27 protein-coding genes are annotated in these 24,105 nt (G+C 39.3%); 18 read left to right on the top strand and 9 right to left on the bottom strand.

Features of this window, described 5'->3' with window-relative positions:
• Positions 1-65: 65 nt before the first annotated feature.
• The 4 genes from NST76_RS12600 (at position 66) to NST76_RS12585 (ending at position 4,281) form a co-directional block, all read left to right on the top strand.
• A complete protein-coding gene (locus NST76_RS12600; protein ID WP_058844595.1) occupies positions 66-740 on the top strand; it encodes a response regulator transcription factor in 675 nt (224 codons plus the stop codon).
• A complete protein-coding gene (locus NST76_RS12595) occupies positions 737-2,098 on the top strand; it encodes a HAMP domain-containing sensor histidine kinase (RefSeq protein ID WP_058844567.1) in 1,362 nt (453 codons plus the stop codon). Before NST76_RS12600 ends, NST76_RS12595 begins: the two co-directional genes overlap by 4 nt.
• Before the next feature lie 166 nt (positions 2,099-2,264).
• The gene (locus NST76_RS12590; protein WP_058844568.1) at positions 2,265-3,200 is read left to right on the top strand and encodes an alpha/beta hydrolase; all 936 of its coding nucleotides are present in this window, start codon (positions 2,265-2,267) and stop codon (positions 3,198-3,200) included.
• Between the two features lie 214 nt (positions 3,201-3,414).
• On the top strand, positions 3,415-4,281 hold the full coding sequence (locus NST76_RS12585) for a DMT family transporter (RefSeq protein ID WP_101966748.1): 867 nt from the start codon (positions 3,415-3,417) through the stop codon (positions 4,279-4,281).
• Between the two features lie 28 nt (positions 4,282-4,309).
• Here the strand turns inward: NST76_RS12585 and NST76_RS12580 are convergent, their stop codons facing one another.
• Positions 4,310-4,996, bottom strand: coding sequence for a winged helix-turn-helix domain-containing protein (locus tag NST76_RS12580; protein WP_089932610.1), 687 nt, complete (start codon positions 4,994-4,996; stop codon positions 4,310-4,312).
• Positions 4,997-5,083: 87 nt separating this feature from the next.
• Between NST76_RS12580 and NST76_RS12575 the strand changes: the two genes are divergently transcribed.
• From NST76_RS12575 to NST76_RS12560, 4 genes are all read left to right on the top strand, one after another.
• Positions 5,084-5,392: an antibiotic biosynthesis monooxygenase gene (locus tag NST76_RS12575; RefSeq protein WP_089932612.1), complete on the top strand. Its 309-nt coding sequence runs from the start codon at positions 5,084-5,086 to the stop codon at positions 5,390-5,392.
• A 30-nt stretch (positions 5,393-5,422) separates the two neighbouring features.
• On the top strand, positions 5,423-6,253 hold the full coding sequence (locus NST76_RS12570) for a CbrC family protein (RefSeq protein WP_089932615.1): 831 nt from the start codon (positions 5,423-5,425) through the stop codon (positions 6,251-6,253).
• 23 nt (positions 6,254-6,276) lie between these two features.
• On the top strand, positions 6,277-7,383 hold the full coding sequence (locus tag NST76_RS12565; RefSeq protein WP_101966747.1) for a PA2928 family protein: 1,107 nt from the start codon (positions 6,277-6,279) through the stop codon (positions 7,381-7,383).
• Between the two features lie 136 nt (positions 7,384-7,519).
• Positions 7,520-7,810, top strand: a complete 291-nt coding sequence (locus NST76_RS12560) for a hypothetical protein (RefSeq protein ID WP_036126901.1) — start codon at positions 7,520-7,522, stop codon at positions 7,808-7,810.
• A gap of 48 nt (positions 7,811-7,858) precedes the next feature.
• On the opposite strand, the gene NST76_RS12555 is transcribed toward NST76_RS12560, so the two are convergent.
• Genes NST76_RS12555 through fdhF form a run of 3 tightly spaced genes read right to left on the bottom strand, consistent with a single transcriptional unit; the run spans position 7,859 to position 12,338 of the window.
• On the bottom strand, positions 7,859-8,905 hold the full coding sequence (locus NST76_RS12555; protein WP_058844572.1) for an Mrp/NBP35 family ATP-binding protein: 1,047 nt from the start codon (positions 8,903-8,905) through the stop codon (positions 7,859-7,861).
• 12 nt (positions 8,906-8,917) lie between these two features.
• Positions 8,918-9,397 (bottom strand): DUF1641 domain-containing protein, encoded by a 480-nt coding sequence (locus NST76_RS12550; RefSeq protein WP_058844573.1) that lies wholly within the window; start codon positions 9,395-9,397, stop codon positions 8,918-8,920.
• A gap of 4 nt (positions 9,398-9,401) precedes the next feature.
• Positions 9,402-12,338, bottom strand: coding sequence for a formate dehydrogenase subunit alpha (fdhF, locus tag NST76_RS12545; protein WP_342543948.1), 2,937 nt, complete (start codon positions 12,336-12,338; stop codon positions 9,402-9,404).
• Positions 12,339-12,913: 575 nt separating this feature from the next.
• On the opposite strand from fdhF, the gene NST76_RS12540 reads away from it, so the two are divergent.
• From NST76_RS12540 to moaA, 3 genes are read left to right on the top strand one after another with little or no spacing between them, the layout of a single operon-like run.
• On the top strand, positions 12,914-13,261 hold the full coding sequence (locus tag NST76_RS12540; protein WP_036120650.1) for a DUF2294 domain-containing protein: 348 nt from the start codon (positions 12,914-12,916) through the stop codon (positions 13,259-13,261).
• Between the two features lie 12 nt (positions 13,262-13,273).
• Positions 13,274-14,092: a formate dehydrogenase accessory sulfurtransferase FdhD gene (fdhD, locus tag NST76_RS12535; RefSeq protein ID WP_141903727.1), complete on the top strand. Its 819-nt coding sequence runs from the start codon at positions 13,274-13,276 to the stop codon at positions 14,090-14,092.
• The gene (moaA, locus tag NST76_RS12530; protein WP_036120644.1) at positions 14,093-15,109 is read left to right on the top strand and encodes a GTP 3',8-cyclase MoaA; all 1,017 of its coding nucleotides are present in this window, start codon (positions 14,093-14,095) and stop codon (positions 15,107-15,109) included.
• Between the two features lie 49 nt (positions 15,110-15,158).
• Here moaA and moaC read toward each other — a convergent pair whose 3' ends face one another.
• The 3 genes from moaC to NST76_RS12515 are packed head-to-tail and all read right to left on the bottom strand — an operon-like array spanning position 15,159 to position 16,715.
• Positions 15,159-15,641 carry a cyclic pyranopterin monophosphate synthase MoaC gene (moaC, locus tag NST76_RS12525; RefSeq protein WP_036120641.1) on the bottom strand — a complete coding sequence of 161 codons (483 nt, stop codon included), beginning with the start codon at positions 15,639-15,641 and terminating at the stop codon, positions 15,159-15,161.
• Positions 15,634-16,224 carry a molybdenum cofactor guanylyltransferase gene (locus NST76_RS12520; protein ID WP_342543947.1) on the bottom strand — a complete coding sequence of 197 codons (591 nt, stop codon included), beginning with the start codon at positions 16,222-16,224 and terminating at the stop codon, positions 15,634-15,636. Before NST76_RS12520 ends, moaC begins: the two co-directional genes overlap by 8 nt.
• Complete coding sequence (locus tag NST76_RS12515) at positions 16,221-16,715, bottom strand: MogA/MoaB family molybdenum cofactor biosynthesis protein (protein WP_036120634.1); 495 nt, start codon at positions 16,713-16,715, stop codon at positions 16,221-16,223. Before NST76_RS12515 ends, NST76_RS12520 begins: the two co-directional genes overlap by 4 nt.
• A 108-nt stretch (positions 16,716-16,823) precedes the next feature.
• Here NST76_RS12515 and NST76_RS12510 point away from each other — a divergent pair, with 108 nt between their 5' ends.
• The 5 genes from NST76_RS12510 to moaD are packed head-to-tail and all read left to right on the top strand — an operon-like array spanning position 16,824 to position 20,333.
• Positions 16,824-17,840, top strand: a complete 1,017-nt coding sequence (locus NST76_RS12510; RefSeq protein WP_036120630.1) for a thiazole biosynthesis adenylyltransferase ThiF — start codon at positions 16,824-16,826, stop codon at positions 17,838-17,840.
• A 16-nt stretch (positions 17,841-17,856) separates the two neighbouring features.
• A complete protein-coding gene (gene glp, locus NST76_RS12505; protein ID WP_271913585.1) occupies positions 17,857-19,143 on the top strand; it encodes a gephyrin-like molybdotransferase Glp in 1,287 nt (428 codons plus the stop codon).
• Entirely contained in the window at positions 19,107-19,631 is a 525-nt protein-coding gene (mobB, locus tag NST76_RS12500; RefSeq protein WP_230593784.1) for a molybdopterin-guanine dinucleotide biosynthesis protein B, read from the top strand. The genes glp and mobB overlap by 37 nt, the downstream gene beginning before the upstream one ends.
• On the top strand, positions 19,628-20,107 hold the full coding sequence (locus tag NST76_RS12495; protein ID WP_036120622.1) for a molybdenum cofactor biosynthesis protein MoaE: 480 nt from the start codon (positions 19,628-19,630) through the stop codon (positions 20,105-20,107). Before mobB ends, NST76_RS12495 begins: the two co-directional genes overlap by 4 nt.
• Positions 20,100-20,333, top strand: a complete 234-nt coding sequence (moaD, locus tag NST76_RS12490; protein ID WP_058844578.1) for a molybdopterin converting factor subunit 1 — start codon at positions 20,100-20,102, stop codon at positions 20,331-20,333. Before NST76_RS12495 ends, moaD begins: the two co-directional genes overlap by 8 nt.
• Before the next feature lie 36 nt (positions 20,334-20,369).
• Here moaD and modB read toward each other — a convergent pair whose 3' ends face one another.
• Positions 20,370-21,026 (bottom strand): molybdate ABC transporter permease subunit, encoded by a 657-nt coding sequence (gene modB / locus NST76_RS12485; RefSeq protein ID WP_036120602.1) that lies wholly within the window; start codon positions 21,024-21,026, stop codon positions 20,370-20,372.
• Between the two features lie 3 nt (positions 21,027-21,029).
• A complete protein-coding gene (gene modA, locus NST76_RS12480; protein ID WP_036120599.1) occupies positions 21,030-21,815 on the bottom strand; it encodes a molybdate ABC transporter substrate-binding protein in 786 nt (261 codons plus the stop codon).
• Between the two features lie 162 nt (positions 21,816-21,977).
• Between modA and NST76_RS12475 the strand changes: the two genes are divergently transcribed.
• Together NST76_RS12475 and NST76_RS12470 are read left to right on the top strand one after the other, a co-directional pair.
• Complete coding sequence (locus NST76_RS12475) at positions 21,978-22,898, top strand: helix-turn-helix transcriptional regulator (RefSeq protein WP_036120596.1); 921 nt, start codon at positions 21,978-21,980, stop codon at positions 22,896-22,898.
• Positions 22,899-23,149: 251 nt separating this feature from the next.
• Positions 23,150-23,728 (top strand): TRIC cation channel family protein, encoded by a 579-nt coding sequence (locus NST76_RS12470; RefSeq protein WP_036120593.1) that lies wholly within the window; start codon positions 23,150-23,152, stop codon positions 23,726-23,728.
• Positions 23,729-24,105 lie beyond the last annotated feature (377 nt).

Genomic DNA, 24,105 nt, shown 5'->3' with positions numbered 1-24,105 from the left:
GGGAAGTGAAGCAGATATATAGTATAATGTATGTGAATAATACATTGGAAAAGGGGAACGAACGTATGCCGACTATACTTGTTGCGGATGATGATGCGAATATTCGTGAACTTGTTTGCCTTTTTCTGCGCAAAGACGGGTTCACAACAGTGGAGGCCGAGGATGGCAAAGAAGCTCTAGCCATCTATCACTCAATGCCTGTCGATCTTGTTGTGCTGGATATTATGATGCCGACGATGGATGGCTGGACATTATGTAAGGAGCTGCGCAAAGTAAATGCTGAGCTTCCCTTACTGATGCTAACAGCAAGGGGGGAAACATGGGAAAAAGTGAAGGGCTTTGAGCTCGGAACAGATGATTATTTGACAAAGCCTTTTGACCCACTAGAGTTGACGGTACGAGTAAGGGCTCTTCTAAAGCGCTACAGGATTGGCTACTCACAGATCATTCAACTTGGTCAAATCATGCTGGATCGTCAGACCTATAAAATTAAAAATGGAACAGAGTCTATTTCGCTGCCGCTAAAGGAGTTTGAATTATTATATAAGCTTGCGGAAACACCTGGGCAGGTCTACACACGAGAGCAGCTGATCGATCAAATTTGGGGAATGGATTATGCTGGCGATAATCGAACGATCGATGTACATATTAAGCGTCTGCGCGAGCGCTTCACTGCAACAACTGAATTTCAGATTGAGACAGTACGAGGTCTTGGCTACCGACTTGAGGTTAACGAATGATTCAATCATTATATACGCGTGTCGTTTTAACATTTCTAGTTGCCGTAATTGGTGGCACAACTATATCCTTTTTTATGGCAACATGGGTATTTGAAGATAAATTGAATGAAAACTTACAAATCCCCCTAGTGAATTTTGGTCAGGACATTGTCCATATATTTGAGACATTGCCATTTAATGAAGCAGAACAATTTATTCGTGAAATGCATCAGCTTGAATCCTACTATATCCGCATTTATGAAGAAAAGGGGCAGTTCAAATCCTACGGAGAGCAAAAGGGTGTTCCACTGGCCAATGTAACAATGACACAAGTTCAAAGTGTACTGGATGGGGAAGTCATTCAAGTTAATCCGGGTGGTGTTTCGTCTATTTTTGTAGGAATGCCACTACAAACTGCAATGGGGACTAAGGCGATGTTTATCGAACCCATCTCCCTCCCTTCTACTTCCTTTGCTATAAAATTGATATTGAATTTTGCTACTTATGCTCTTGTTATTGGCAGTGTCGTGTTTATAGTGGCTGCTAGGTTTCTCGTCAAGCCAATAAAAAAATTGACAACAGCAACAAAGCATATTGCAGGTGGAGATTTCAATGTCGAGTTAAATATTAAACAATCAGGGGAGCTAGGTACCTTGGCCAAAAGTTTTGAGGACATGGCGGAGGGGTTACAGCAATTGGAGCAAATGCGGAGAGAGTTTGTATCGAACGTCTCACACGAGGTTCAGTCACCACTTACTTCCATATCAGGCTATGCAGCAGCATTGAAGCAAGTAGATATTACAGACGAGGAGAAAAGTCGCTATCTTGATATTATCATGTCGGAAGCAAAGCGAATGTCTAAGATGAGTGATAGCCTGTTAAAGCTAAGTTTGCTCGAGTCGAAGACACAGCAAATGCAATGTGCGACGTTTAGTCTGGATGAGCAAATTAGGCGAGTAATTATTGCCATTCAGCCGCAATGGTCTGCTCGCAACATCCAGTTTAATCTTCATTTACAGGCTGTTCATATAATGGCTGATTATGACCAATTAAATCAGGTATGGACCAATCTTCTTACTAATAGTATTAAATTTTCCAATGAAGGTAGTATGATTGAGGTCAGTATGAAGCAGGACGCTCATCATGTGATAGTACGAGTAAGTGATTCGGGCATTGGGATTTCTTTAGAGGATCAGAAGCGTATTTTTGAGCGGTTTTTTAAGGCGGATCGTTCACATAGTCGTAAATATGATGGGAGTGGAATGGGTCTCGCAATCGTTAAGCAAATCGTATCATTGCATCAAGGAGACATTCAAGTAGAGAGTAAGCTTGGACAAGGAACGACCATTATTATCCAATTACCTCTTATCACACAATAAATGCGTGAGATAGCGAAATTTTTTTGTTGTTCATATTGCGTTCATATTACCGTCATATAGTAGACATCTTCGTCCTTTACACTGATCAATAACAGCTAAGTAAGCTAGCTGGAATAACGGTTGTAAGGGAGGAAAGCACGAGCAAAGATGAACCTCGTGCATAAAAATGAAAAAATTTTTTCGAATCTTACTTAAAACAATAGCTGTTATCGGTTTAACGATAGTGCTGCTACTTGCTATTGTGTTTATTGTAAACATTATTTGCAACAAAATAGAGCAAGGGAAAATAGAACACTATGGTCAGCTCATTACTGTGAATGAGGGAAAAATGAATGTTACCATCCAAGGGAAGGGGGCAGAAACAATCGTCCTACTACCAGGCTTCGGAACAGCAGCACCAACACTTGATTTTAAGCCACTTATCGAAGAACTGACTCCTCATTACAGAGTCGTTTCAATAGAGCCTTTTGGCTATGGTTTAAGTGATGATACCGATAAAGAACGAAGCACCGACAACATAGTGAGTGAGATTCATGAAGCTTTACAGGCGTTGAAAATTGACCGCTATATGCTCATGGGACACTCTATAGCAGGTATTTATGGACTCGATTATGTCAATCAATATCCGAATGAGGTGACTGCATTTGTCGGGATTGATAGCAGTGTGCCTACTCAAGACGGTATGGATACGAAATTCCCAATTAAGTCGTTACAACTTCTCAAAAAAACCGGGATCGCTAGAGTTCTTATAAAATTTTCAGATGATCCATATGCTGGCCTATCGTATGATGATGACACAAAAGAACAAATACGGATGATTACAAACAAAAACTTTTATAATACGAGCACTTCCAATGAATTAACAAATATAGAAATGAATTTTACAGCAGCCAAAAACGTAACTTTCCCTAAAGATTTACCTCTTTTGTTATTTGTTCAGGCGAAAAGTGAAGGCATTGAAAAAAATTGGATACCATTGCATGAAGAGCAAGTCAAAAATTCAGTTCATGGAAAAGTAATCACATTGGACGGTGACCATTACTTACACCATACAAGATCACAAGAAATTGTTGAAAACCTAAAAGAATTTATGGATAACTGATAGTTATAGCATCTTACCTCTTTGTTGTTAGAGGTAAGATTTTTTATTGAAATTCATGAAAATAAAATACCTCCCCCAATGAAGTCGCTTTAAGTAGCAATCTAATTGTCCCATTCTTTTACATGGATGTAATCCATACTTCGATAAGCGTTGAATAGCTTCCTGTTTATAATCAGATAGTAGTGATTAATGAAACAGGTTAGGAGTATCTTGTATGAAAAACTATCAATTTATTGCTTTACTAGTAGTAACAACCTTTTTAATGGGTTCATCGTTTGCTATCGTAAAATTAGGATTACCGTATTCATCACCATTATTATTGGCTGCCCTTCGATTTATGCTGGCAGGGATTCTAATGGTCATTGTTGTCATGATTTTCAAAAGACCTCATCCGACCTCAAAGAGAGAATGGCTCAAGCTATGCATCATCGGAGCATTTCAAACGGCTGGTGTAATGGGGTGTATTTTTTTAAGTCTACGCACCATTACAGCAAGTGAATCATCTATTTTAACATTTACAAACCCTTTACTCGTTGTCATATTTGCCACCATTTTTACCAAAGTACGCTATCGTTTCTATCAGTGGATCGGGGTTGTGCTTGGCTTAATCGGAGTGATCATTACAATGGGGGCACAAGTTGAATTGAAAATAGGTCTTCTATTTGGACTTTTATCCGCTGTATTTTGGGCGATTGCAACACTTTTAGTGAAAACATGGGGAATGTTCTTTGATACATGGGTTTTATCAGCCTATCAAATGCTGTTTGGGGGCTTACTCCTTTTGCTAGGAAGTGTCGTGTTAGAGCAACCATACTTTATTGTCAATCCACAGTCATTATTGATTTTGTTATGGCTTAGTATTTTTTCTTCCATCATTCAATTTGCAGGCTGGTACTATCTTCTTCAAAATAGTGATCCAGGAAAAACAAGTGCCTATTTATTTTTAGCACCTTTTTTTGGGGTGCTAACAGGATGGGTAGTATTAGACGAAACGTTACATGAATCGTTAGTGGTTGGTGGGTTATTTATCATTAGTGGGATTTATTTAGTAAATCGTACTTTTAGTAGAATAAAGGGCTAGTGGGGCAATCCAAAAGCCCTCTATTCTTCTAGCTGTCTAAATGAAATACCTCTTTAAAACCTCTTTTACCTTTCTCAGTCACTTTAATGGCGCGAATAGATGGTACACGTGTAAGCCAGCCGAGGTTTAATAATTGGTTTAATAGACCATTGCCTAGTGCACCTGCTAAATGGTAACGTCGTTCACTCCAATCTAAACAAGCAGGTGAAAAGGAGCGTCGTTTTCTTTTTAAAGCAGCTAGATCCATCCCGAATGTAGTAAAAAATAAAGTGCCTTCATCTGTCAGGATAAATTGTTTGTCCTCTAATTTTAGATAGCCTGCATCCACCATTGACTCTGTTAATTGGACACCTAATTTACCAGCTAGATGGTCATAGCAAGTTCTAGCATCCTGCAATAATTTCATTTGGCTAGATTGTTTTAAAGAACGTACTTCAGGTGGCGGTGAGATGACGAGAAAAGACTCAAGAAATTGAGCAATGTCCTCACCAGCTAATTGAAAATAACGGTGCCGCCCTTGTTTTTCAACTTTAATCAGCTTTCCTTCTACTAATTTAGCAAGATGAAAGCTAGCAGTTTGTGGTTTAATGGCAGCCATATACGCCAGTTCACTAGCTGTATGAAAACGCCCGTCCATCATGCTAGCAAGAATGGTTGCTCTTGACCTTTCGCCAAGAAGTGCCGCTACCTCCGCCATGTTTGGATTAATTCCCATATGTCACAATCCTTTCAGTTTTCTATATTTTGATTTTAGTTAATTTCATTATCGTTTACAATAAAAGTAATAGAGGAGGAGAAATAAATGGAAACCTATTATGCAGTGATTTTTACATCTCAAAGAACTAAACAGGATGGGGAGGGCTATGGCAAAATGGCTGACCTCATCGATGCCCTAGCACAGCAACAGCCTGGTTTTCTGCGTGTTGAAAGTGTCAGGAACGAGGAAGGAAAAGGCATTACGGTGTCCTATTGGGAATCGCTAGAGGCTATTCAAGCATGGAAAGATAATGCCAAACATTTAACCGCACAGCAATTGGGACAAGATAAATGGTACGCGAACTATAAGGTGGAAATTTGCCAAATGATAAAAGATTACTCTTTTGTGAAATAAAATGACGAGTGAGAAGGAGGTCTATTTTTTATGACAATTGCTGAGGAATGGCATGAGCTAAGACAAAAATTTCATCCTTCAGATCCGATAACGATTAATCAGATGCATGTTTTCAAAGAGCGATTAAAGCAGGAGCAGCAAACGGAAGAAACGTTAAGGCTACTAGTAGAAGTCTATTGCTTGCTTAGGATGTACCTAGAGGCTTATCGGCTTTTTACGACCATTATGAATAAAGCTGATAAAAAAGATCGAAAAAAATATGGTGTTCTGCAAACCTACATAAATCAACCAAATTTGGTGAATCCTCTGCTACCACGAAAAATAAGGGACCAACAGCCAACTCAAACAATCATTCCAACCTTTAAATATGTTCCTAAACCGCTAGAGGCGAAAATTTTTGAAACAGGTGAAATCGTTGTCTGTGACTGCTGTCAACAGCAAGTGGATGTCTATTACACAGGAGGTATTTACGCTATTGAGGATGTAGATTATCTTTGTCCTTCTTGCATCCACAGTGGAGAGGCTGCCCAAAAATATGATGGCTCTTTCCAGCAAGATTTAATGGATGATGAACAGGTTACTAACCCTGCCTTTGTACAAGAAATTCTCTATCGAACGCCCGGCTACGTAAGCTGGCAGGGCAATAATTGGGTAGCTCATTGTTCGGACTATTGTGCGTTTATCGGCTATGTTGGCTGGAGTGATATAGTGGAGCTAGGTATCGAGGATCAATTTGATAATTATACAGGCTTTCCGAAAGATGAACTTTCAGCATCGTTAATGAACAATGGTCATCATCAAGGCTATTTATTTCAGTGCTTGGAATGTGACCGTTATGTGCTCTATTCAGATTTTAGTTAATCGCTGTTAGAGGAGGTAGAGAGGTGGAACAATTTCTTCAACGATATACGTATTCATGGCGTTTGAATGGCTGGCTGATGCATGATATTTTTTTATGTATCGTGTTAGGATTAGGATTTTTACTGTTATTGTTTATCGTCATTAAACGTAAAAGCCTTGTTATTTCTAGCATTTTACTAGTTGTATTTATAGTGGTTAGCAATCTAGTCATGATTGTTTTTGGCTTAGCGGGGAGAAGCTTTCCTATAAAATCTGATTCGCCCATTTATACAGATGATTCACAACACATTGCTGTCCAAATGGTGCAAGGCTCTGAAAATAATGGAACATCGAACGGCATTACGCATTTGATTGCTCATTATCTCATTGTGGCTGTGAATTTAGAGACAGGTGAAAAGCAATGGACAAAATCAGCTTCCCATAAAGATACATTGATTGGGAATTTTATGGGTGGTCTTCTTGTTCATCATCGTGATGATGAGTTTGGTCAATTGTCACTGTTAGATATAGCAACAGGAAAGGAAATACTTTCTGAGCAAGAATTTCGTCAGCAATATCAGCCATTAATAGATAAATTAAGTAATGGTGCACATCAGATGGTTATTTTACAAAATAATTTATATTTGGAGGGTGTCGATGGCAAATTCTATCACTTTGATGGTGAAACTTTAAGTGAGAACCCAAAAGCTCAAGATTTCCTAACAGCTCGTTTCTTCATTGAGACAGGGTTGCCTGGATATTTTGCCACACACCCACAGTCTGTAGAGGACTATCAGGTAATTCAAGATTTTAGTCAGGCTGTTCTAACAGAGCCTGCCATTCAAGCCTACCAAAATTTAGAACCTAAAGTGATTGATGTGGATATCGCAAAAAAAACAGCTCTCGTGTCTTATCGTCAAACACAGCGGGAAAGTGCTGACCATATGGTTTTGTTTTATGATATGAATAATCATCAAGTATTGTGGGAAGAAAATATAGGTGTTATCAATCCTGACCAACAACAACCTGGTATACGTACATTAGAGGAGACCTATGTTATTCAAGCAGGTGACAGATTATTAGTATTGGATAAAGAAACGAAAAATAGGAATGTTCAATATCATCTGCGGTGGAATCGACCTATTGATTAGTGGCGAATGCCAATGTTTATCCTTTTGACAACAAGTTAAAACCATCTATTTGAAAAAACTGTTCATTTTTCGATTCTGTAAAAAAGGAGTATAATTTAATAGGAAGAAACTCTATGTAAAAGGATGACGTACAAACATGAATGAGCAATTAGTGGATTGGATTATACGCTTTCAAAGGGATAAAGATATTGAAGCACTCGCCCATTTAAAAGACTATTGTTATGAGATGATTGAGCCTTTGATTGAGGAATTTACTATGAAATATGGTGAAGAGGCAGGGGAGCTCCTGCATTTAAAATGGGATAAACGGTTTTATTTTATTTTTACGAAATATCAGGTCAATGTTGGACTACCTTTAGATACCTTTGTTCAAAATACGTACCGTTTTTATTTCATGCAAGTGTTAAAAAAGGCAGGCTATTTGTGACAGAAAAATCCCTTGATTTGTGTAAAAGCAAATCAAGGGATTTTTGTTTTATTGGTAAAGCAAATCTTCTGCTAGGTTAGTAAATATCTCACCGATAATCGTTTCTTCCTCATATACTGATGAGCCTGTATTTTCTTCAGGTTGAGCAAAAGGAACATGGGCGATTACTTGTGTTTGCAGTAAATCTGCTAACTGATCGGCTCCACCTTGTCCAAACAGATAGTTTTTTTGACCATCTGCTCCTTCAAAATAAGCCATGTTTTCAACAACACCAAGAATAGTATGTTTCGTATGTTGAGCCATCAAGCCTGCACGGGATGCGACGTGAGAAGCAGCAAGATGTGGTGTTGTTACAATGATTTCCTGTGCCTGAGGAATCATGGCTGCCATATCAATGGCCACATCGCCTGTCCCTGGTGGTAAATCTATCAGAAGATAGTCCAAGTCTCCCCATAATGTGTTGACAAGGAAATTGCGAATCCATTTGTTGAGCATGGGGCCACGCCACATAACAGGCTGGTTGTCATTGGTAAAAAAGCCCATCGACATTAATTTAACCCCATGACTTTCTACTGGAATAGCTGTTTGGTCAAGCATAGTAGGTTTTTGGTCAATATTCATCATAGCAGGAATACTAAAGCCATAGATATCCGCATCAAGTATTCCTACCCGTTTGCCGAGACGGGCAAGGGCGACTGCTAAATTAATGGTCACAGTCGATTTCCCAACACCGCCCTTACCACTTGTGATGGCAATGAATTGCACACCAGAATTAAGCAGTAGCATATTCGGCATTCCTTGCTCTGTCACATTTTTCGCTTGTAGAGACGCAGTTAATGTGCGACGTTCCTGATCTGTCATAGCCCCAAAGGTAATGGCAACACTGGAGGCACCAATCGCTTGTAATGCTTTTTCCACATCATGCTGGATCTTCGCTTTTAAAGGACAACCTGGAATGGTTAAAATAATATCCAGCGATAGATGGGTGCCGTTTATTTGAATATTACGCACCATATTCAATTTGACGATACTCTGATGAAGCTCTGGATCTTCTACTTGTTGTAATGCGTTGATAACATCTTCTTTTACTAACATGTCGGAACCACCTTATTCTTTTAAGCCTTTGCCAAGTCCCTTTAAGAAATGGACTCCAAAATTGAGCGCACGATTGACATCTGGATCATTTAACATTTTCATAAGCTTAAAGGCACTTACTTTTTCATTGGATTCAAGTGCTTTGCTCGCTTCATCTACACCTGAATTTAAGCCGTCAATTAGCTTAGTCGTTGTTTCTGGATTGAGCTCCGTCAATGCTCCTGCAACGCCCATTAAATTATTAATAATATTGGTTACAGGCTTACGAGTTAATTGTCCAAGTGCAATATGGGCTACATCCTCTTTCGCTTCTAGTAGCTTCATTGCTGCTTCTAGTGCACCTATATCATTCAATTCAGCCATAATACTAAACACTTGATTAACGGCTTCTTCATTATCAGAAAGCAGTTCTTTTAGATTGTCTAATTTTTGTTCCTTTAGTTGTTCTTCCGTCAATTGTTGTTTTTTAATGCTTGTAATAGGTACAGCCATGCTCTCACTCTCTTTCGTTAATAGTTGTTAAGTGAACGTAGCCAGGACGATTCCATTTCCGATGAACCTCAACACCATTTTGAGGATGACGCTTTTTATAGCGTGGGTTCGTACGAGGAAGTGGTGATTTTCCTTTTGCTTTTAGCACTTCAACTCGTACTTTTGTTTGTTTATAAGCTGGTGTTGATGTATTCACATCTGCTGCAGGGCCCGTTAAGAAGTTGATAGCTGAATCTTTATTAACGGAGTTCATCGGTAAAAATAATTCGTTTCCTTGCACGCGATCTGTGACAAGAGCATTTAGCTTTAATGCACCATAAGGAGATACTAAACGAAGTAAGGCTCCATCTGCAATACCTCGTTCCTTCGCCAGTTCCGGTGATACTTCAACGAAAATATCAGGTACTTTCGATTGAATACCTTTCGATTTATTTGTTAGATTTCCCTCATGGAAGTGTTCAAGCATACGACCATTATTAATAAGACAATCGTACTGTGCCTCATATTCCACAGGTTGCACCCAATCATTTAAAGCAAAACGAGCTTTTTTATCAGGGAAATTGAAACCATCTTCATATAGTAAAGGTGTATCTTTACCATCATGGCTACCCCAGCAGAAGCTACCCCAGCCTTCTAAGACATCATAGTTGGCTTGTGAGAAGAGGGGGGACAGGCTAGCCATTTCATCAAAGATGTCACTTGGATGATCATAATGCCAATCTGCTCCTAAACGACGAGCAACCGCTTGCAAGATTTCCCAATCTGCTTTCGATTCACCAAGTGTTGGTAATACTTGATAGAGGCGTTGAACACGACGTTCTGTATTCGTGAATGTACCTTCTTTTTCAAGGGAAGGCGCAGCAGGTAAAATCACATCTGCATATTGTGCTGTACGTGATAGGAAACAATCTTGGACAACAAAAAAGTCTAGTTGTGAAAGCACCTCATCTACATGGTTGGCATTACAATCAACAAGCGCCATATCTTCGCCCACTAAATACATGGCTTTCATTTTACCTTCCATAATCGCATCTAACATTTGCATATTAGTTCGACCTGGTTGCGACTGAATTGGGACACCGTAAGCTTTTTCGAATTTTGCACGCGCTGCCTCATCTGTTACCTTTTGATAACCTGGCAAGAGAGTTGGTAGTGTACCCATATCACAGGCACCTTGCACATTGTTATGACCACGAAGAGGGTAGGCACCCGCACCTGGACGACGATAGTTCCCAGTTGCTAAAAGTAAATTTGAAATCGCTGCGGATGTATAAGAGCCACCAGTATTTTGTGTTACACCCATGCCCCAAAGCACACATGTACCATCTGCATCACGAATCATTTCAGCCACTTCGATCAATGTTTCTTTACTAATACCCGTCATTTCTTGCGCATAATCAAGTGTATATGTTTCAAGTACTTGTTTAAAATCATCATAATGAAGGACGTTTTCTTGAATAAAGGCTTCATCGTGCCAACCTTGGTCAATGATATATTTGGTAACGGCCATTAACCAAACTTGGTCAGTACCTTGCTTCGGACGCATAAAGATGTCAGAACGCTCAGCCATTTCATGTTTACGAATATCCGCAACAATTAATTTCTGACCATGTAATTTATGTGCACGTTTCACACGTGTTGCTAAAACAGGGTGTCCTTCAGCTGGGTTAGCCCCAACAATGATGACAAGACCAGCCTTGGCAATATCTTTGATCGTACCCGCGTCACCACCTAAACCTACTGTACGTAATAAACCATCAGTAGCAGGGGATTGACAATAACGGGAACAATTATCGACATCATTTGTTCCAAATAACTGACGTGCCATTTTTTGAATTAAGTAATTCTCTTCATTTGTAATTTTAGAAGATGAGATAAAGCCGACAGAACCAGGACCAAATTGCTGCTGAATACCACCAAGCTTTGTGGCAATTAAATCGAGTGCCTCATCCCATGATGATTCAACAAATTCATTATTTTTACGAATAAGAGGTTTAGTAATTCGTTCCTCAGAATTAACGAAGTCCCAACCAAATTTCCCTTTGACACAAGTAGAAATTGCGTTAACGGGACCTTCGGAAGGTTGTACTTTTAAAATTTTACGGTCTTTTGTCCAAACTTCGAATGAACAACCTACACCACAGAAAGTACATACTGTTTTTGTTTTTCGAGTACGTTTACTACGCATAGCTGCTTCCACTTCAGAAACGGCAAAAATACCGCTATAGCCCGGTTCAACTTCCTTAATTAAACTGATCATCGGATCTAACATATCCTGTTTCAGACCAGTCATAAATCCAGCCTCTCCAAGCATGGATCTTTCCATTAAGGCATTACATGGACAAACGGTTACACATTGACCGCAACTTACACAGGAAGAATCATTAATTGCAACGCCAGTATCCCATATGACGCGTGGTCTTTCGGCTTCCCAATCGAGGGATAATGTTTCATTCACCTGTAAATTTTGACAAACCTCTACACATTGACCACAAGCGATACATTGGTTAGGGTCATATCGATAAAACGGGTGTGACATGTCCACTTCATGAGGTTCCACTTTCGGTTGGTAAGGATATTTTTGATGCTCAATTTCCATCATTTCAGCCGTGTTGTGTAATGCACAATTTCCATTGTTATTATCACAAACTGTACAGTACAGTAAATGATTTTCGAGTAGACGATCCATCGCTTCTGTTTGTGCTGCTTTTGCTTTGTCAGAAGTTAATAAAACATTCATGCCGTCTACTGCCTTTGTGGAGCAGGAACGAACTAATTGACCGTTCACCTCCACGATACATGTATCACATGTTTCGATTGGATCAACAGCAGGCACATGACAGATCTGTGGATGCGGAATGTCATGCTGATTAATGGTATCAAGGATTGTAGCTCCTTCTTTTACATCATACGATACGCCATTAATATTAATTTGAGTCAAGATAACTTCCTCCTTTTGCACTTTGAGACTAATCGGACAACATGTTGCAGCTTAAGACAAAAAGGGAATAACAAATCGAGTTGGTTATTTTTGAAAAGATTGTCTTGTTATCATTGTAATTCCCAATTGTTCTTGAAGCTACCTCAAAATAGGCAAATTGCTAGATCATAACAAGTTATCCATGTCTCGGTTTTTAAAAAAATAAAAAATCCACCATGAAATAACATGTCCAAGACATGCTAATGATTCATGGTGGATAAAATTCTTAGCAGGCCTTGCTAAAAACTCAATCTACTTTTATTTTTTAATAACAATAGAATTTAAATATTAAAAACACTATGCAACATCGTGACATAGGGATCAAAATAAATCAATTCCATTTGTGATATGAATATTATAGCTCTTTCCTTCAAAATGAACAATATTTATCATAAAATTTATTAAATGAGAATTATTATCAAAAAGTATTTTCTCTTTTATTTTTTTAAAAGTTGCTATATCATTAACAAACTGTAAGGGTGACCCTCATAACCATTTACCTAAAAAAGTTTAATTACGATGGGAGAATCGTTGCTATGTCTAAAAAAATACACGAATTTAATGACATGATTCGAAAGTTACGCAAGGAAGTATTTGGTAAAGGACCTGAACGTATTCATACCGTTTTTGTCGAGAATATGGCTGTATCTACTTTATACGGTAATATCACACCGACAGAAAAATTTATTGCCAGTACACCAGAAGGGTTAAAAATGGTGCATGCTGCAAGGACGAGTATGATTCAGGATTTATATACGCAATCACCACCAGAGGGTATGGAAGAATTGATGGGCAGCAAACTACTCCACCTATTTTCAGATATTAAAATTGAAGAGGATTTTGCGATTTCCGTCTTTGTTTTTGAAAAGAATATCAGTGAATAAAGGGGATGCCTTATGGAGCGAGCAATAACAAGGAAAATTGTGCGAGTTGAAGGACAGCAAGTGAAAGAAATGGATGATTTAATCGTCTCAGAATACGCGGTGACCGTAAAAATTAATCAGCAAGAATTTGTCACGATGGTATGTACACCAGAGTATGTAGAAGATATGGTCATCGGCTATTTAGCTTCTGAACGAGTGATTCGTAGCTTTGAGGATATTGAGGAAATTTGGCACCAAGAAAAAGAAGGCTTTGTGCATATTAAAACAAAGCATGTCAATCCTTATTATCAGCAGACGCAAAACAAACGCTATATTACCTCTTGCTGTGGGATGAGTCGACAAGGATTTGTTTTTACGAATGATGCATTAGCAGCAAAAAAAATGGAAGACGTTCAGGTGCAAATGTCGACTGAGGATTGCTTCCGTTTAATGCATGCGATGCAGGATGGTGCCGACATTTTTAAGAAAACGGGTGGTGTGCATAATGCCGCGCTATGTGATGTCAATGGCATTGTGTTAAGTCGTATGGATATTGGACGCCATAATGCTTTAGATAAAATTTACGGCTATTGCTTACGCAACAACATCCGTATGCAAGATAAAATAATTGTTTTTAGCGGACGAATATCGTCGGAGATTTTACTCAAAGTCTCCAAAATAGGCTGTGCCATTGTGCTGTCTAAATCAGCTCCAACTGAATTAGCCTTGCAATTGGCTGAGCAGCTTGGCATTACGACGGTAGGCTTTATCCGACAGCATTCATTGAATATTTATACACATCCACACCGCATCCTATTACCAGCTCAGAATGCACTGAAAGAAGGAGATTAAATGACGAATCTACAAGACCAATTACACAGACCGTTAAGAGATTTAAGAATATCCGTAACAGATCGCTGTAATTTTCGTTGCCGCTATTGTATGCCAGCTGAGGTATTTGGTCCAGATTATGCATTTTTACCGTCTGATAAAATATTAAATTTTGATGAGATAGAACGATTAGTAAAAATCTTTGTTTCATTAGGCGTGAAAAAGGTGCGAATTACGGGCGGTGAGCCATTGCTACGTCGTGATTTGCCCGAATTAATTGCCCGTATTCACCATATAGAGGGTGTAGAAGATATTGCTTTAACAACCAATGGCTCTTTATTAAAAAAATATGCACAGCCATTGGCACAAGCAGGCTTATCTCGAGTCTCAGTTAGTCTAGATTCACTTGATGAAGAACGTTTTTTCGAGATGAATGGTCATCGGGGCAAGGTATTGCCGGTGTTAGAGGGAATTGAAAAGGCAGCAGAAGCGGGTTTACAAGTAAAAATTAATATGGTTGTTCAAAAAGGCAAGAATGACCAAGACATTGTTACAATGGCTCAATTTTTTAAAGAAAAACAGCATATTTTACGCTTTATTGAATATATGGATGTAGGGAATTCGAACGGTTGGCGTTTAGATGATGTGGTGTCCAAAAAAGACATCATTGAGCATATCCATCAGTTTTCTCCATTACAGCCAGTGGCTCCAAATTACAGGGGGGAAGTGGCAACGCGCTTTCAATATCAAGATGCACAAGGTGAGGTTGGTGTGATTTCGTCTGTGACAGATTCTTTCTGCTCCAATTGCTCCCGTGCTCGTCTCTCAGCAGAAGGATCATTATACACTTGTTTATTTGCAACTGAAGGCACTGATTTAAGAGAGCTGTTACGATCAGGGCAAGATGATGCAGCCATCATCAAATGTATTACGAACGTTTGGGAAACAAGAAATGATCGTTATTCAGATGAACGCAATGAACAAACAATGGCAAAAAGGAAAAATTCAAAAATTGAAATGTCTCACATTGGGGGGTAGTGTGTAAAAAAACAGAAAAAATCGGCAAAACGATGCCGAATTTTTCTGTTTATTTATGCACAAAGGTGCCACTTTTTCCACCTGTTTTTTCAACAAGATAGGTTTCTTTAATGACCATTGTTTTATCAACGGCTTTGCACATATCATAAAAAGTTAAGGCAGCAATCGACACAGCAGTAAGGGCTTCCATTTCAACACCAGTTTTCCCACTACATTTGACAGTGGCTTGAATATGGAGCTCATAGCCATTCTCCGCCTTTTCATAGTCAAACTGGAAATCTGTGCCCTGTAGCATGATAGGGTGGCACATAGGAATGATATCGGCCGTTTTTTTAGCACCCATAATCCCTGCAATTTGAGCAACTTGCGTCGGATCACCTTTTTTAATGCCACCTTGTTGGATGGCTTCATAGACTGCATCCGATAAAATAATCGTACTGCGAGCAATAGCTGTACGTGTCGTGATTTCTTTTGCAGATATATCGACCATTTTAGGACGACCTTCTTCGTTCCAATGTGTAAAATTATTCATCGTTAAACTCCTTTTTAGTCGTTTGTGACCAATCTTGTTGTGCGTTGATATTGACAAATGTTGGGCTATTGTCATCAAAAGGAACGTAGCAAACACGAATTTGCTCTAACAGCACTTTCATACTTCGCTTGTTTTGTTCCGTTAATTGCTTTGCCCTTGGTAAAGCTGTACGTCGATATAATGCCGCCAATGGTTGATCCCGTAGAGCTTGCGTAGGAACAATAGCATCATAGGCGTCATCAATCAGCCCTACCATTTTTTTGATAAAATTGGCATTCATATAAGGCATATCGCTCGCTACGACAAAAAACCATTCCACATCAGGGTAGGCTGTCATGATAGAATGCAAAGCAAAAAGTGGGCCTTGATGTGGCTGCTTTTCGATGATCCATTGGACGTTTTCCTGCCCAAATTGCTGTTGTAAGTGCGTGTTCGTAGCAATAATGATAGGATCTAGCCGATTTTTTTGCAAGGCTGTGAGACTATGTTTATATAAAGGCTGCCCAGCAAACAGCTCAAACATTTTAGGCTGACCATAGCGAGAGGATTGACCACCAGCTAATACAACTCCAGCAATTTTCATAGGCGATTCAACTCACCGACAAAATGTTGGACAGTAGGAAGAATGAGCTTCATCATAGCCAATGTCACCGCATTTGTAGAACCTGGTAAAACATAAATAGCGGTTTGCTGACGGCTTCCAGCAGTGGCTCGACTAAACATTGCTTTTGGGCCAATTTCTTCATAGCTGAGAGTTCGAAATAATTCACCAAACCCCATCATTTCTTTTTCAAAAAGAGGCAGAATGGTGTCGTAGGTTTGGTCTCTTGGTGTAAATCCTGTTCCACCCGTGACGATAATGGTATTGATTGTGTGATCACTGCACCATTTCTTGATATGATTGGCAATATCCAGTGGTTCATCCTTTGTTAGCTGGTAGTCGACTACTTCAAATGTAGCTTCTTGAAGTAAGGATTGAATGCGCTGACCAGCATGATCATCTGCTTTAGTGCGTGTATCACTGACCGTTAAAACAGCTACTTGGATTAGTTGCTGTTGATGTGTGGGATGCACAGTAAAAGACCTCCTTCAAACGTATTTTGCTGAAAAACATTGCTTTTATTATAATGCTATAAATGAAAAGGTCAAACGAAAATTCAAAGAAAGAAAGGCCTCATACTTATGCAAAATAGATATTCTAGACAACAATTATTTCATCCCATCGGACAAACAGGGCAGCAGTCCATTCAACAAAAACACGTCCTAATCATTGGTGTAGGTGCATTAGGGAGTGCTAGCGCAGAAGCACTTGTGCGCGCTGGTATTGGCAAGCTGACCCTCATTGATCGTGATTACGTAGAGTGGAGTAATTTACAAAGACAGCAATTATATACAGAGCTAGATGCACAAGAAAAAATGCCAAAAGTCATCGCAGCTAAAACAAGACTTCACAGCATCAACTCAGAGATAGAAATCAATACTGCTATTATGGACGCTTGTACAGAGTCCTTGCTGCCATTATTAGAAGATGTCGATGTGATGGTCGATGCAACCGATAATTTTGATGTCCGTTTTCTCATGAATGACCTTGCACAAAAGTCTCGTATTCCCTGGGTATATGGTTCTTGCGTTGGTAGTTATGGTGCGACCTATACGATTGTACCAGGCAAAACACCATGTTTGCATTGCTTGTTACATGTCATGCCACATACAGGAATGACTTGTGATACGGTAGGTATTATTAGCCCAACAGTTCAAATCGTTGCAGCTTATCAAGTGGCAGAGGTTTTAAAATTGCTCGTTGGTGATGAGAAAGCCTTGCGAAAAAGCTATTTAACGTTTGATGTTTGGCAAAATCAACACTATGAAATCAATGTGGAAAAAATACGGCAAGCTGATTGTCCATCTTGTGGCAATCAACCAACATACCCTTATTTATCCTATGAAAATCAAACTAAATTACAGATACTTTGTGGACGAGACGCAGTACAAATACGCCCTCCGAAGCCAATTCACTATTCGTTCGAGCAGTTGGCAAATCAGCTTCGTCCCTATGGTGAAATTCAGGTAAATCCTTATTTGCTTTCCTGTCAAGCTGATGATTACCGAATTGTGATTTTCCAGGATGGGCGCGTAGTGATACATGGTATACAAAATATAGAAAAAGCGAAAAGCATTTATTATCGTTTATTAGGATAAAGGAGTGTGCCAAATGATAGAAAAAAGACAACCAATCCCTGTGGCAGAAGCGGTTCATCGTGTAATGGACTATGCCTTCCCAGCAAAAAAAGAGCTTGTACCATTAACACAGGCCCATGGACGTTTTATAGCAGAAGCTGTTCGAGCTGATCATGATGTGCCCGCATTTGATCGTTCTCCTTATGATGGTTACGCTATTCGCTCCATTGATAGTAAAGAAGCCTCCTCAGAACATCCAGTCCGCTTTCAGGTTGTGGGGGAAATTGGCGCAGGCTATGTCTATGACGAAGTAGTTGGTCATAGACAAGCTGTCCGCATTATGACAGGTGCGCCAATCCCACAAGGGTGTGATGCAGTAGTCATGCTAGAATTAACCCATACTTTCGAAGAAAATCAACAAATGTGTATGTCGATTAAACGGAATTTTGAAGCGGGGACCAATATTTCGTATAAAGGGGAAGATGTGCAGCAAGGCGCTGTTCTCATTGAAAAAGGTCAATATATTAATCCAGGGGTGATGGCCTTACTCGCTACTTTTGGTTATGAACAAGTACCTGTTTTTCGTAAAACAGTCATTGGTGTGATGGCCACTGGTAGCGAATTACTAGATCCCGGTGAACCTTTACAGCCAGGCAAAATTCGCAATAGTAATGCGTATATGATGATGGCTCAAATTGAGCGCGCTGGAGCAGAAGTTAAATATTTTGGCAAGTTTAGCGATGATCTTGAATTATGTATTGAGAATGTTGAAAAAGCTTTACAGGAAGTTGATATGTTAATTACAACGGGTGGCGTTTCCGTAGGGGATTACGATTACTTACCAGCCATTTACGAAGCGATAAATGCAAAGGTATTGTTTAACAAAGTGGCAATGCGCCCAGGTAGTGTGACTACAGTAGCTGCTCGAGAGGGACAATTATTATTTGGACTTTCTGGAAATCCTTCAGCTTGCTATGTTGGCTTTGAGCTGTTTGTACGTCCGATTATTCGCACTGCCTACAGTAATTCACAGCCCCATTTACGTAGAGAGCAAGCTATTTTAGGTAAGGATTTCACAAAGGCTAATCCATTTACACGCTTTGTAAGAGCACATGCTTATTATGAAAAAGGTCAGTTAGTGGCTGTGCCATCTGGTTTTGATAAGTCGAGTGCAGTTTCCTCTTTAGCATCAGCTAATGCGTTCATCGTTTTACCAGGTGGCTCGCGTGGCTATGAAAAAGGCATGTCAGTAACGGTCTTATTGTTAGAAGATTTGCAAGGAAGTGAGTGGCCTTGGGACAACATCGAAAAATCTTACAGATAGTTGGCTATCAAAATAGTGGTAAGACGACATTGATGGAGCAATTGATTAAGAGAGCGACAACGGAAGGGTTAAGAGTAGGAACCATCAAACATCATGGTCACGGTGGTGTGCCGATGATAGAAGCTTCGAAGGATAGTAGTCGACATGAGCTGGCAGGTGCGAGTGTCACAGCAGTGGAGGGGGAGGGTACTTTACGTATGAGTATTCAGCAAAATAGCTGGCAACTGTCTCAAATACTTGCGCTTTATGCGTCCCTTCCAATGGATATCATTCTGGTTGAAGGGTATAAAAATGAACATTATCCGAAGGTTGTGCTTGTACGAACTGCACAGGATCAAGCTTTATTACAGCAAGTATCTCAGATCATTTGTGTGCTCTATTGGCCAAGTTATCCACTGGATTCCTCACCCACTGTCCCAGCCTTTTCGATACATGAAGAAGCGCAATATATGGAGTTTTTATGGAAGGAAATGAGGAGAGAATCATGACGACAGCGTTATTTGAAGTTATCAATAAACCCATTGATGTAGAGGAAGTTAGACAAAAGGTTCTGAGTCGAAATGCTGGAGCCATTACACTGTTCATTGGCACCGTGCGTGAAATCACAAATGGTAAAAAAACATTGCACTTGGAATATCAAGCTTATCCTGCGATGGCCATTAAAATGTTTGAACAAATTGCGCAGGAAATACAAGAGCAGTGGCCAGAAGCGAAAGTAGCCATTACCCATCGTGTAGGTCATTTAGATATTGCTGATATTGCTGTAGTCATTGCCGTATCATCACCACATCGTAAAGTCGCTTACATGGCGAATGAGTATGCGATTGACCGTATTAAGCAAATTGTGCCAATATGGAAAAAAGAGCATTGGGAGGACGGTACGGAATGGATTGGCGATCAATTAGAAAATGTCCCCTATCCGCAAGGGGAACCAGGCATTCAGAAGGAGGAAAATCGTGATTAATATCTTATTATTTGCTCACTTGCAGGAAGCAGTTGGTACGCCTAAGCTAACTGTAGAGCTGTCAGATGTGACAGTGGCTGAATTGAAAGAGTGGATGGAACAGCACTATCCACAGCTATCATTACAGCAAATGATGACAGCGATTAATGAGGAATTTGCAACGGATACAACGATCATTAAGTCTGGTGACACAATCGCTTTTATTCCACCTATCAGTGGGGGATGAGAAAAAGAGGTAGTTGGATTGAACCAACTACCTCTTTTATACTTTTAGAAGATGAATGCTAAGTAGCAAAAGGAAGGAAATAGCCATCATGCACAAAACCCATGTCCAGGCAAGGGTCATGTTACCCGCATCAATCGCCATATAAATAGCGAGCGGTGTTGTTTGTGTTTTCCCTGGAATATTCCCCGCAAACATTAAGGTAGCCCCAAATTCACCTAAAGCTCGAGTGAAGCTTAAAATCCCGCCAGACACGAGTGCCTTTAATGCAAGAGGAATTGATACAAAAAGAAAGACCTGCCGTTCATTAGCCCCATCCACACGTGCCGCATGTTCAATATCGCGATCAACAGAGGCAAAGCCTGTTTTAGCCGATTGATACATTAATGGAAAGGCAACAATGGTAGAAGCGATAACCGCCGCCCACCATGTGAACATGACGGGCTGATCGAATAGCCAAATAATAAAATTTCCTAATAGACTATTTTTCCCGAAAATGACGATGAGCAGGAAGCCTACTACAGTAGGAGGTAATACTAAGGGTAACAATAATACGGTTTCTAGTACTAGCTTGCCTTTAAAATGGTGGGTTGCCATCCATTTGCCCATGAAAATACCTGCTATGATCGCGATAATGCCTGCGACGAAGGCAATCTCAATGGAAAGTCTAAGTGGAGACCAGAAATCGGTACTCATTTTTTATTGAGCTCCTTTAAACCCATACTTTTTAAAGACATTCATAGCCTCATCACTTTGTAAAAAGTGATAAAAATCTTCTGCTTCTTGCGCATGCTTACTCGCTTTTAGCACACCTACAGGATAAATAATTGGTGCGTGTGTAGCATCATCTGCAGTTGCAATGACATCGACTTTATCAGATACTAGGGCATCCGTTTTATAGACGATTCCTGCATCCACATTTTCTGTTTCTGTGTACGTAAGTACTTGACGAACGTCTTTTGTATACACCACTTTAGATTCAAGTGAATCCCAAAGTTGCATATGCTTTAATGTGTCCACACCATACTGTCCAGCAGGAACCGTTTCAGGTGTACCGAGCGCGATTTTCTCTGCTTGTTGTAAATCTTCGAAGGATTGGATTTGTTTTTCATTGTCTTTTGGAACGATTAAGACTAATTCATTCGCTAAAAGATCCGTTCCTTGCTTTTGATCAATCATTTCTTTCTCTACAAGTGCATCGAATTTATCTTCCGCTGCAGAAAAGAAAAGATCTGCAGGAGCACCCTGTAAAATTTGCTGTTGCAATGCACCTGAACCACCAAAGTTATAGAGGATTTTAATCGTATCATGCTCTTCTTCATAAGTTGTTTTAAGCTCTTCTAAGGCATCCTGTAAACTTGCTGCTGCAGAAATTGTTAATTCAACGGGTTTGTTTGCTGCCACCTCTTTTTCTTGGTTACCACAGCCTACTAATAGACCAACTAGTAATAATAGTGTCGCAAATAAACTATAAAATTTTTTCACTATGATTGTACTCCTTTTATAACTCGTTATAACAAGACATAGCTAATTATAATCAGTTATAAGTAAAAAAGAAAGATAGTGTTGGAAGAAAATTTCAAGATGTTCATCAAGCTATAAATGCGTTACCATGTAAAGAGAGGTTTATAGGAGGAGAATGTTTATATGTCACAAGATCAATCCTATACGATTGAAGAAGTTGCACAATTATTAAAGGTTTCGAAATTAACCATTTATGATTTGGTGAAAAAGGGAGATTTGCCAGTTTTCCGTGTGGGGCGGCAAATGCGAGTAGATCGTGCGGACTTGCAAGCCTATATACAAAAACGTAAAACAGGTACCACTCCAGCTATGTCCCCTGTAGCTACTTCACCTAAAAATCAGTCGAAAATTATTATTAGTGGGCAAGATTTAGTGTTGGATATAGTAGCAAAATATCTTGAGAAAAGACAAACAATGAAAGTATTACGTTCACATGAAGGTAGTTTTAATGGTGTCATGGCGATGTATCATGGCGACTGTAATATTGCGAGTTTACATATGTTTGATGGAGATACAGGAGATTATAATACGCCTTATGTAAAAAAAATCTTTGTGAGTCATGCCTTTGTCCTCATCAATGTTGTATCACGTAGAGCAGGTTTTTATGTTCAAAAAGGGAATCCATTGCAAATCCACACATTTGAAGATTTTAAAACAAAGTCATTTACATTTATTAATCGTGAGAAAGGCTCAGGTGCTCGCACTTTACTAGACGAGCAATTGCGTATTCATGAAATCGCACCATCCATGATTAAAGGGTATACCCATGAAGAAATGAGCCACCTCGACGTTGCCTCTGCTGTAGCAAATGGATATGCAGACGTTGGAATTGGGATTGAAAAAATCGCCAAGCTCATCCCTGTCGATTTTATACCCGCTGTCAGAGAGCGTTACGACATTGTGTTATTAAAAACGCCTGAAAATCAACAACTAATTGAGGCGGTGAAGGAAATTTTAAACGCACCAGATTTCCAAGCTGAGGTGGCTGCATTAGGTGATTATGACATTTCCCAAATGGGCCAAATTATGTATGAAACACTGTAATCAAAATTTTATATTGAGTTTAACAACGAAATCGATTATAATTTTACTGGGAAATTTTATGGTCGTTATGTCATAGTAATATTGCATAGCTTCTATGGAATTTTGAACGTATATATGGTGAGATGGATAAATTAGTAGGTAAAACTGCTAGAATATTAGCCCATCATAAAATAGCTTGCGTAGTAACCACGCAACTATTTTATGATGGGCTTTTTTATGTATATAGGTATAAAAAAGAGGAGTTGAATCATGTGACCTGGTCAGTATTACATGTCATTGGTATTATTGCTTATGCGATAAGTGGCGCATTTGTTGCGTTACAGGCCAAATATTCTTTTATTGGTATATTTGTGCTTGGACTTACTACATCTTATGGAGGTTCCATTATTCGCAACGTCGTACTGGATATACCAGTATCAGATATATGGGAGCGGCAATCCTTATTAGTTGTTTTAGTCACGCTGACGACTATTTTATTTGTCAAAAGGAATTGGATTCATCACTGGAACCGCTGGGGCTATTTCTTTGATTCGATTGGCCTTGCTTCCTTTGCAATACAAGGAGGATTGTTAGCGCAAAGCCTCCATCATGATCTAGGTATTATTATTCTAGCTTCTATGTTTACTGGTGTTGGCGGTGGCATGATCCGAGATTTGTTAGCGGGGAGAACGCCGCTCGCACTAAGAGAAGAAATCCATGCTGTCTTAACATTTTTGTGTGGGCTTTGCATCTGGGCAGGGTGGAGCAGCCCACTTCAATTGTCAGTCATTGTTATTTTGATTGTGATCATCCGTATGTTATCTGTGAATAATAAATTGAAGCTTCCTTAAAAATTGTTGGACTTGTCCAAGTTTTTTAGCAGGACACTGAAAGTAGGTGATTGAAGGAATGTTTTAAGCTGTTCAATTTAGTATGTTGTGTTTCTTTATGAAGAATATTCTTCTGCTGATTTGTATTGGAAATTAATCTGAGTGATTGAATGTGTTGGGTATAGAAAACTTCCTAATAAACATACATATCAACATAGTATAATTTTGTTTTAAAAGGACTTCTATAGGGAAGAATCCTTTTTTTTTTTATGATTTTTAGTAGTTCTAACAAGACTCTATGTAAATACTCATAGACTAAGAACAACGAATGGTAAATATAACATAATTGGTATTTTTTATAAAATAAGGCAGGTTATTTATTGACTATTTATTCCAGG

The organism is Lysinibacillus sp. FSL W7-1291 (assembly GCF_038593415.1).
Taxonomy (GTDB): domain Bacteria; phylum Bacillota; class Bacilli; order Bacillales_A; family Planococcaceae; genus Lysinibacillus; species Lysinibacillus fusiformis_D.
Note: the sequence above shows the minus strand (reverse complement) of the source record. Positions and strands in the feature narration are given on the sequence as shown.

Bases quoted from the DNA above. Each gene is read 5' to 3' on its own strand.
- NST76_RS12600 (WP_058844595.1), top strand. From the start codon at position 66: ATGCCGACTATACTTGTTGCGGATGATGATGCGAATATTCGTGAACTT.
- NST76_RS12595 (WP_058844567.1), top strand. From the start codon at position 737: ATGATTCAATCATTATATACGCGTGTCGTTTTAACATTTCTAGTTGCC.
- NST76_RS12590 (WP_058844568.1), top strand. From the start codon at position 2,265: ATGAAAAAATTTTTTCGAATCTTACTTAAAACAATAGCTGTTATCGGT.
- NST76_RS12585 (WP_101966748.1), top strand. From the start codon at position 3,415: ATGAAAAACTATCAATTTATTGCTTTACTAGTAGTAACAACCTTTTTA.
- NST76_RS12580 (WP_089932610.1), bottom strand. From the start codon at position 4,996: ATGGGAATTAATCCAAACATGGCGGAGGTAGCGGCACTTCTTGGCGAA.
- NST76_RS12575 (WP_089932612.1), top strand. From the start codon at position 5,084: ATGGAAACCTATTATGCAGTGATTTTTACATCTCAAAGAACTAAACAG.
- NST76_RS12570 (WP_089932615.1), top strand. From the start codon at position 5,423: ATGACAATTGCTGAGGAATGGCATGAGCTAAGACAAAAATTTCATCCT.
- NST76_RS12560 (WP_036126901.1), top strand. From the start codon at position 7,520: ATGAATGAGCAATTAGTGGATTGGATTATACGCTTTCAAAGGGATAAA.
- NST76_RS12555 (WP_058844572.1), bottom strand. From the start codon at position 8,905: ATGTTAGTAAAAGAAGATGTTATCAACGCATTACAACAAGTAGAAGAT.
- NST76_RS12550 (WP_058844573.1), bottom strand. From the start codon at position 9,397: ATGGCTGTACCTATTACAAGCATTAAAAAACAACAATTGACGGAAGAA.
- NST76_RS12540 (WP_036120650.1), top strand. From the start codon at position 12,914: ATGTCTAAAAAAATACACGAATTTAATGACATGATTCGAAAGTTACGC.
- fdhD (WP_141903727.1), top strand. From the start codon at position 13,274: ATGGAGCGAGCAATAACAAGGAAAATTGTGCGAGTTGAAGGACAGCAA.
- moaA (WP_036120644.1), top strand. From the start codon at position 14,093: ATGACGAATCTACAAGACCAATTACACAGACCGTTAAGAGATTTAAGA.
- moaC (WP_036120641.1), bottom strand. From the start codon at position 15,641: ATGAATAATTTTACACATTGGAACGAAGAAGGTCGTCCTAAAATGGTC.
- NST76_RS12520 (WP_342543947.1), bottom strand. From the start codon at position 16,224: ATGAAAATTGCTGGAGTTGTATTAGCTGGTGGTCAATCCTCTCGCTAT.
- NST76_RS12510 (WP_036120630.1), top strand. From the start codon at position 16,824: ATGCAAAATAGATATTCTAGACAACAATTATTTCATCCCATCGGACAA.
- NST76_RS12495 (WP_036120622.1), top strand. From the start codon at position 19,628: ATGACGACAGCGTTATTTGAAGTTATCAATAAACCCATTGATGTAGAG.
- modB (WP_036120602.1), bottom strand. From the start codon at position 21,026: ATGAGTACCGATTTCTGGTCTCCACTTAGACTTTCCATTGAGATTGCC.
- NST76_RS12475 (WP_036120596.1), top strand. From the start codon at position 21,978: ATGTCACAAGATCAATCCTATACGATTGAAGAAGTTGCACAATTATTA.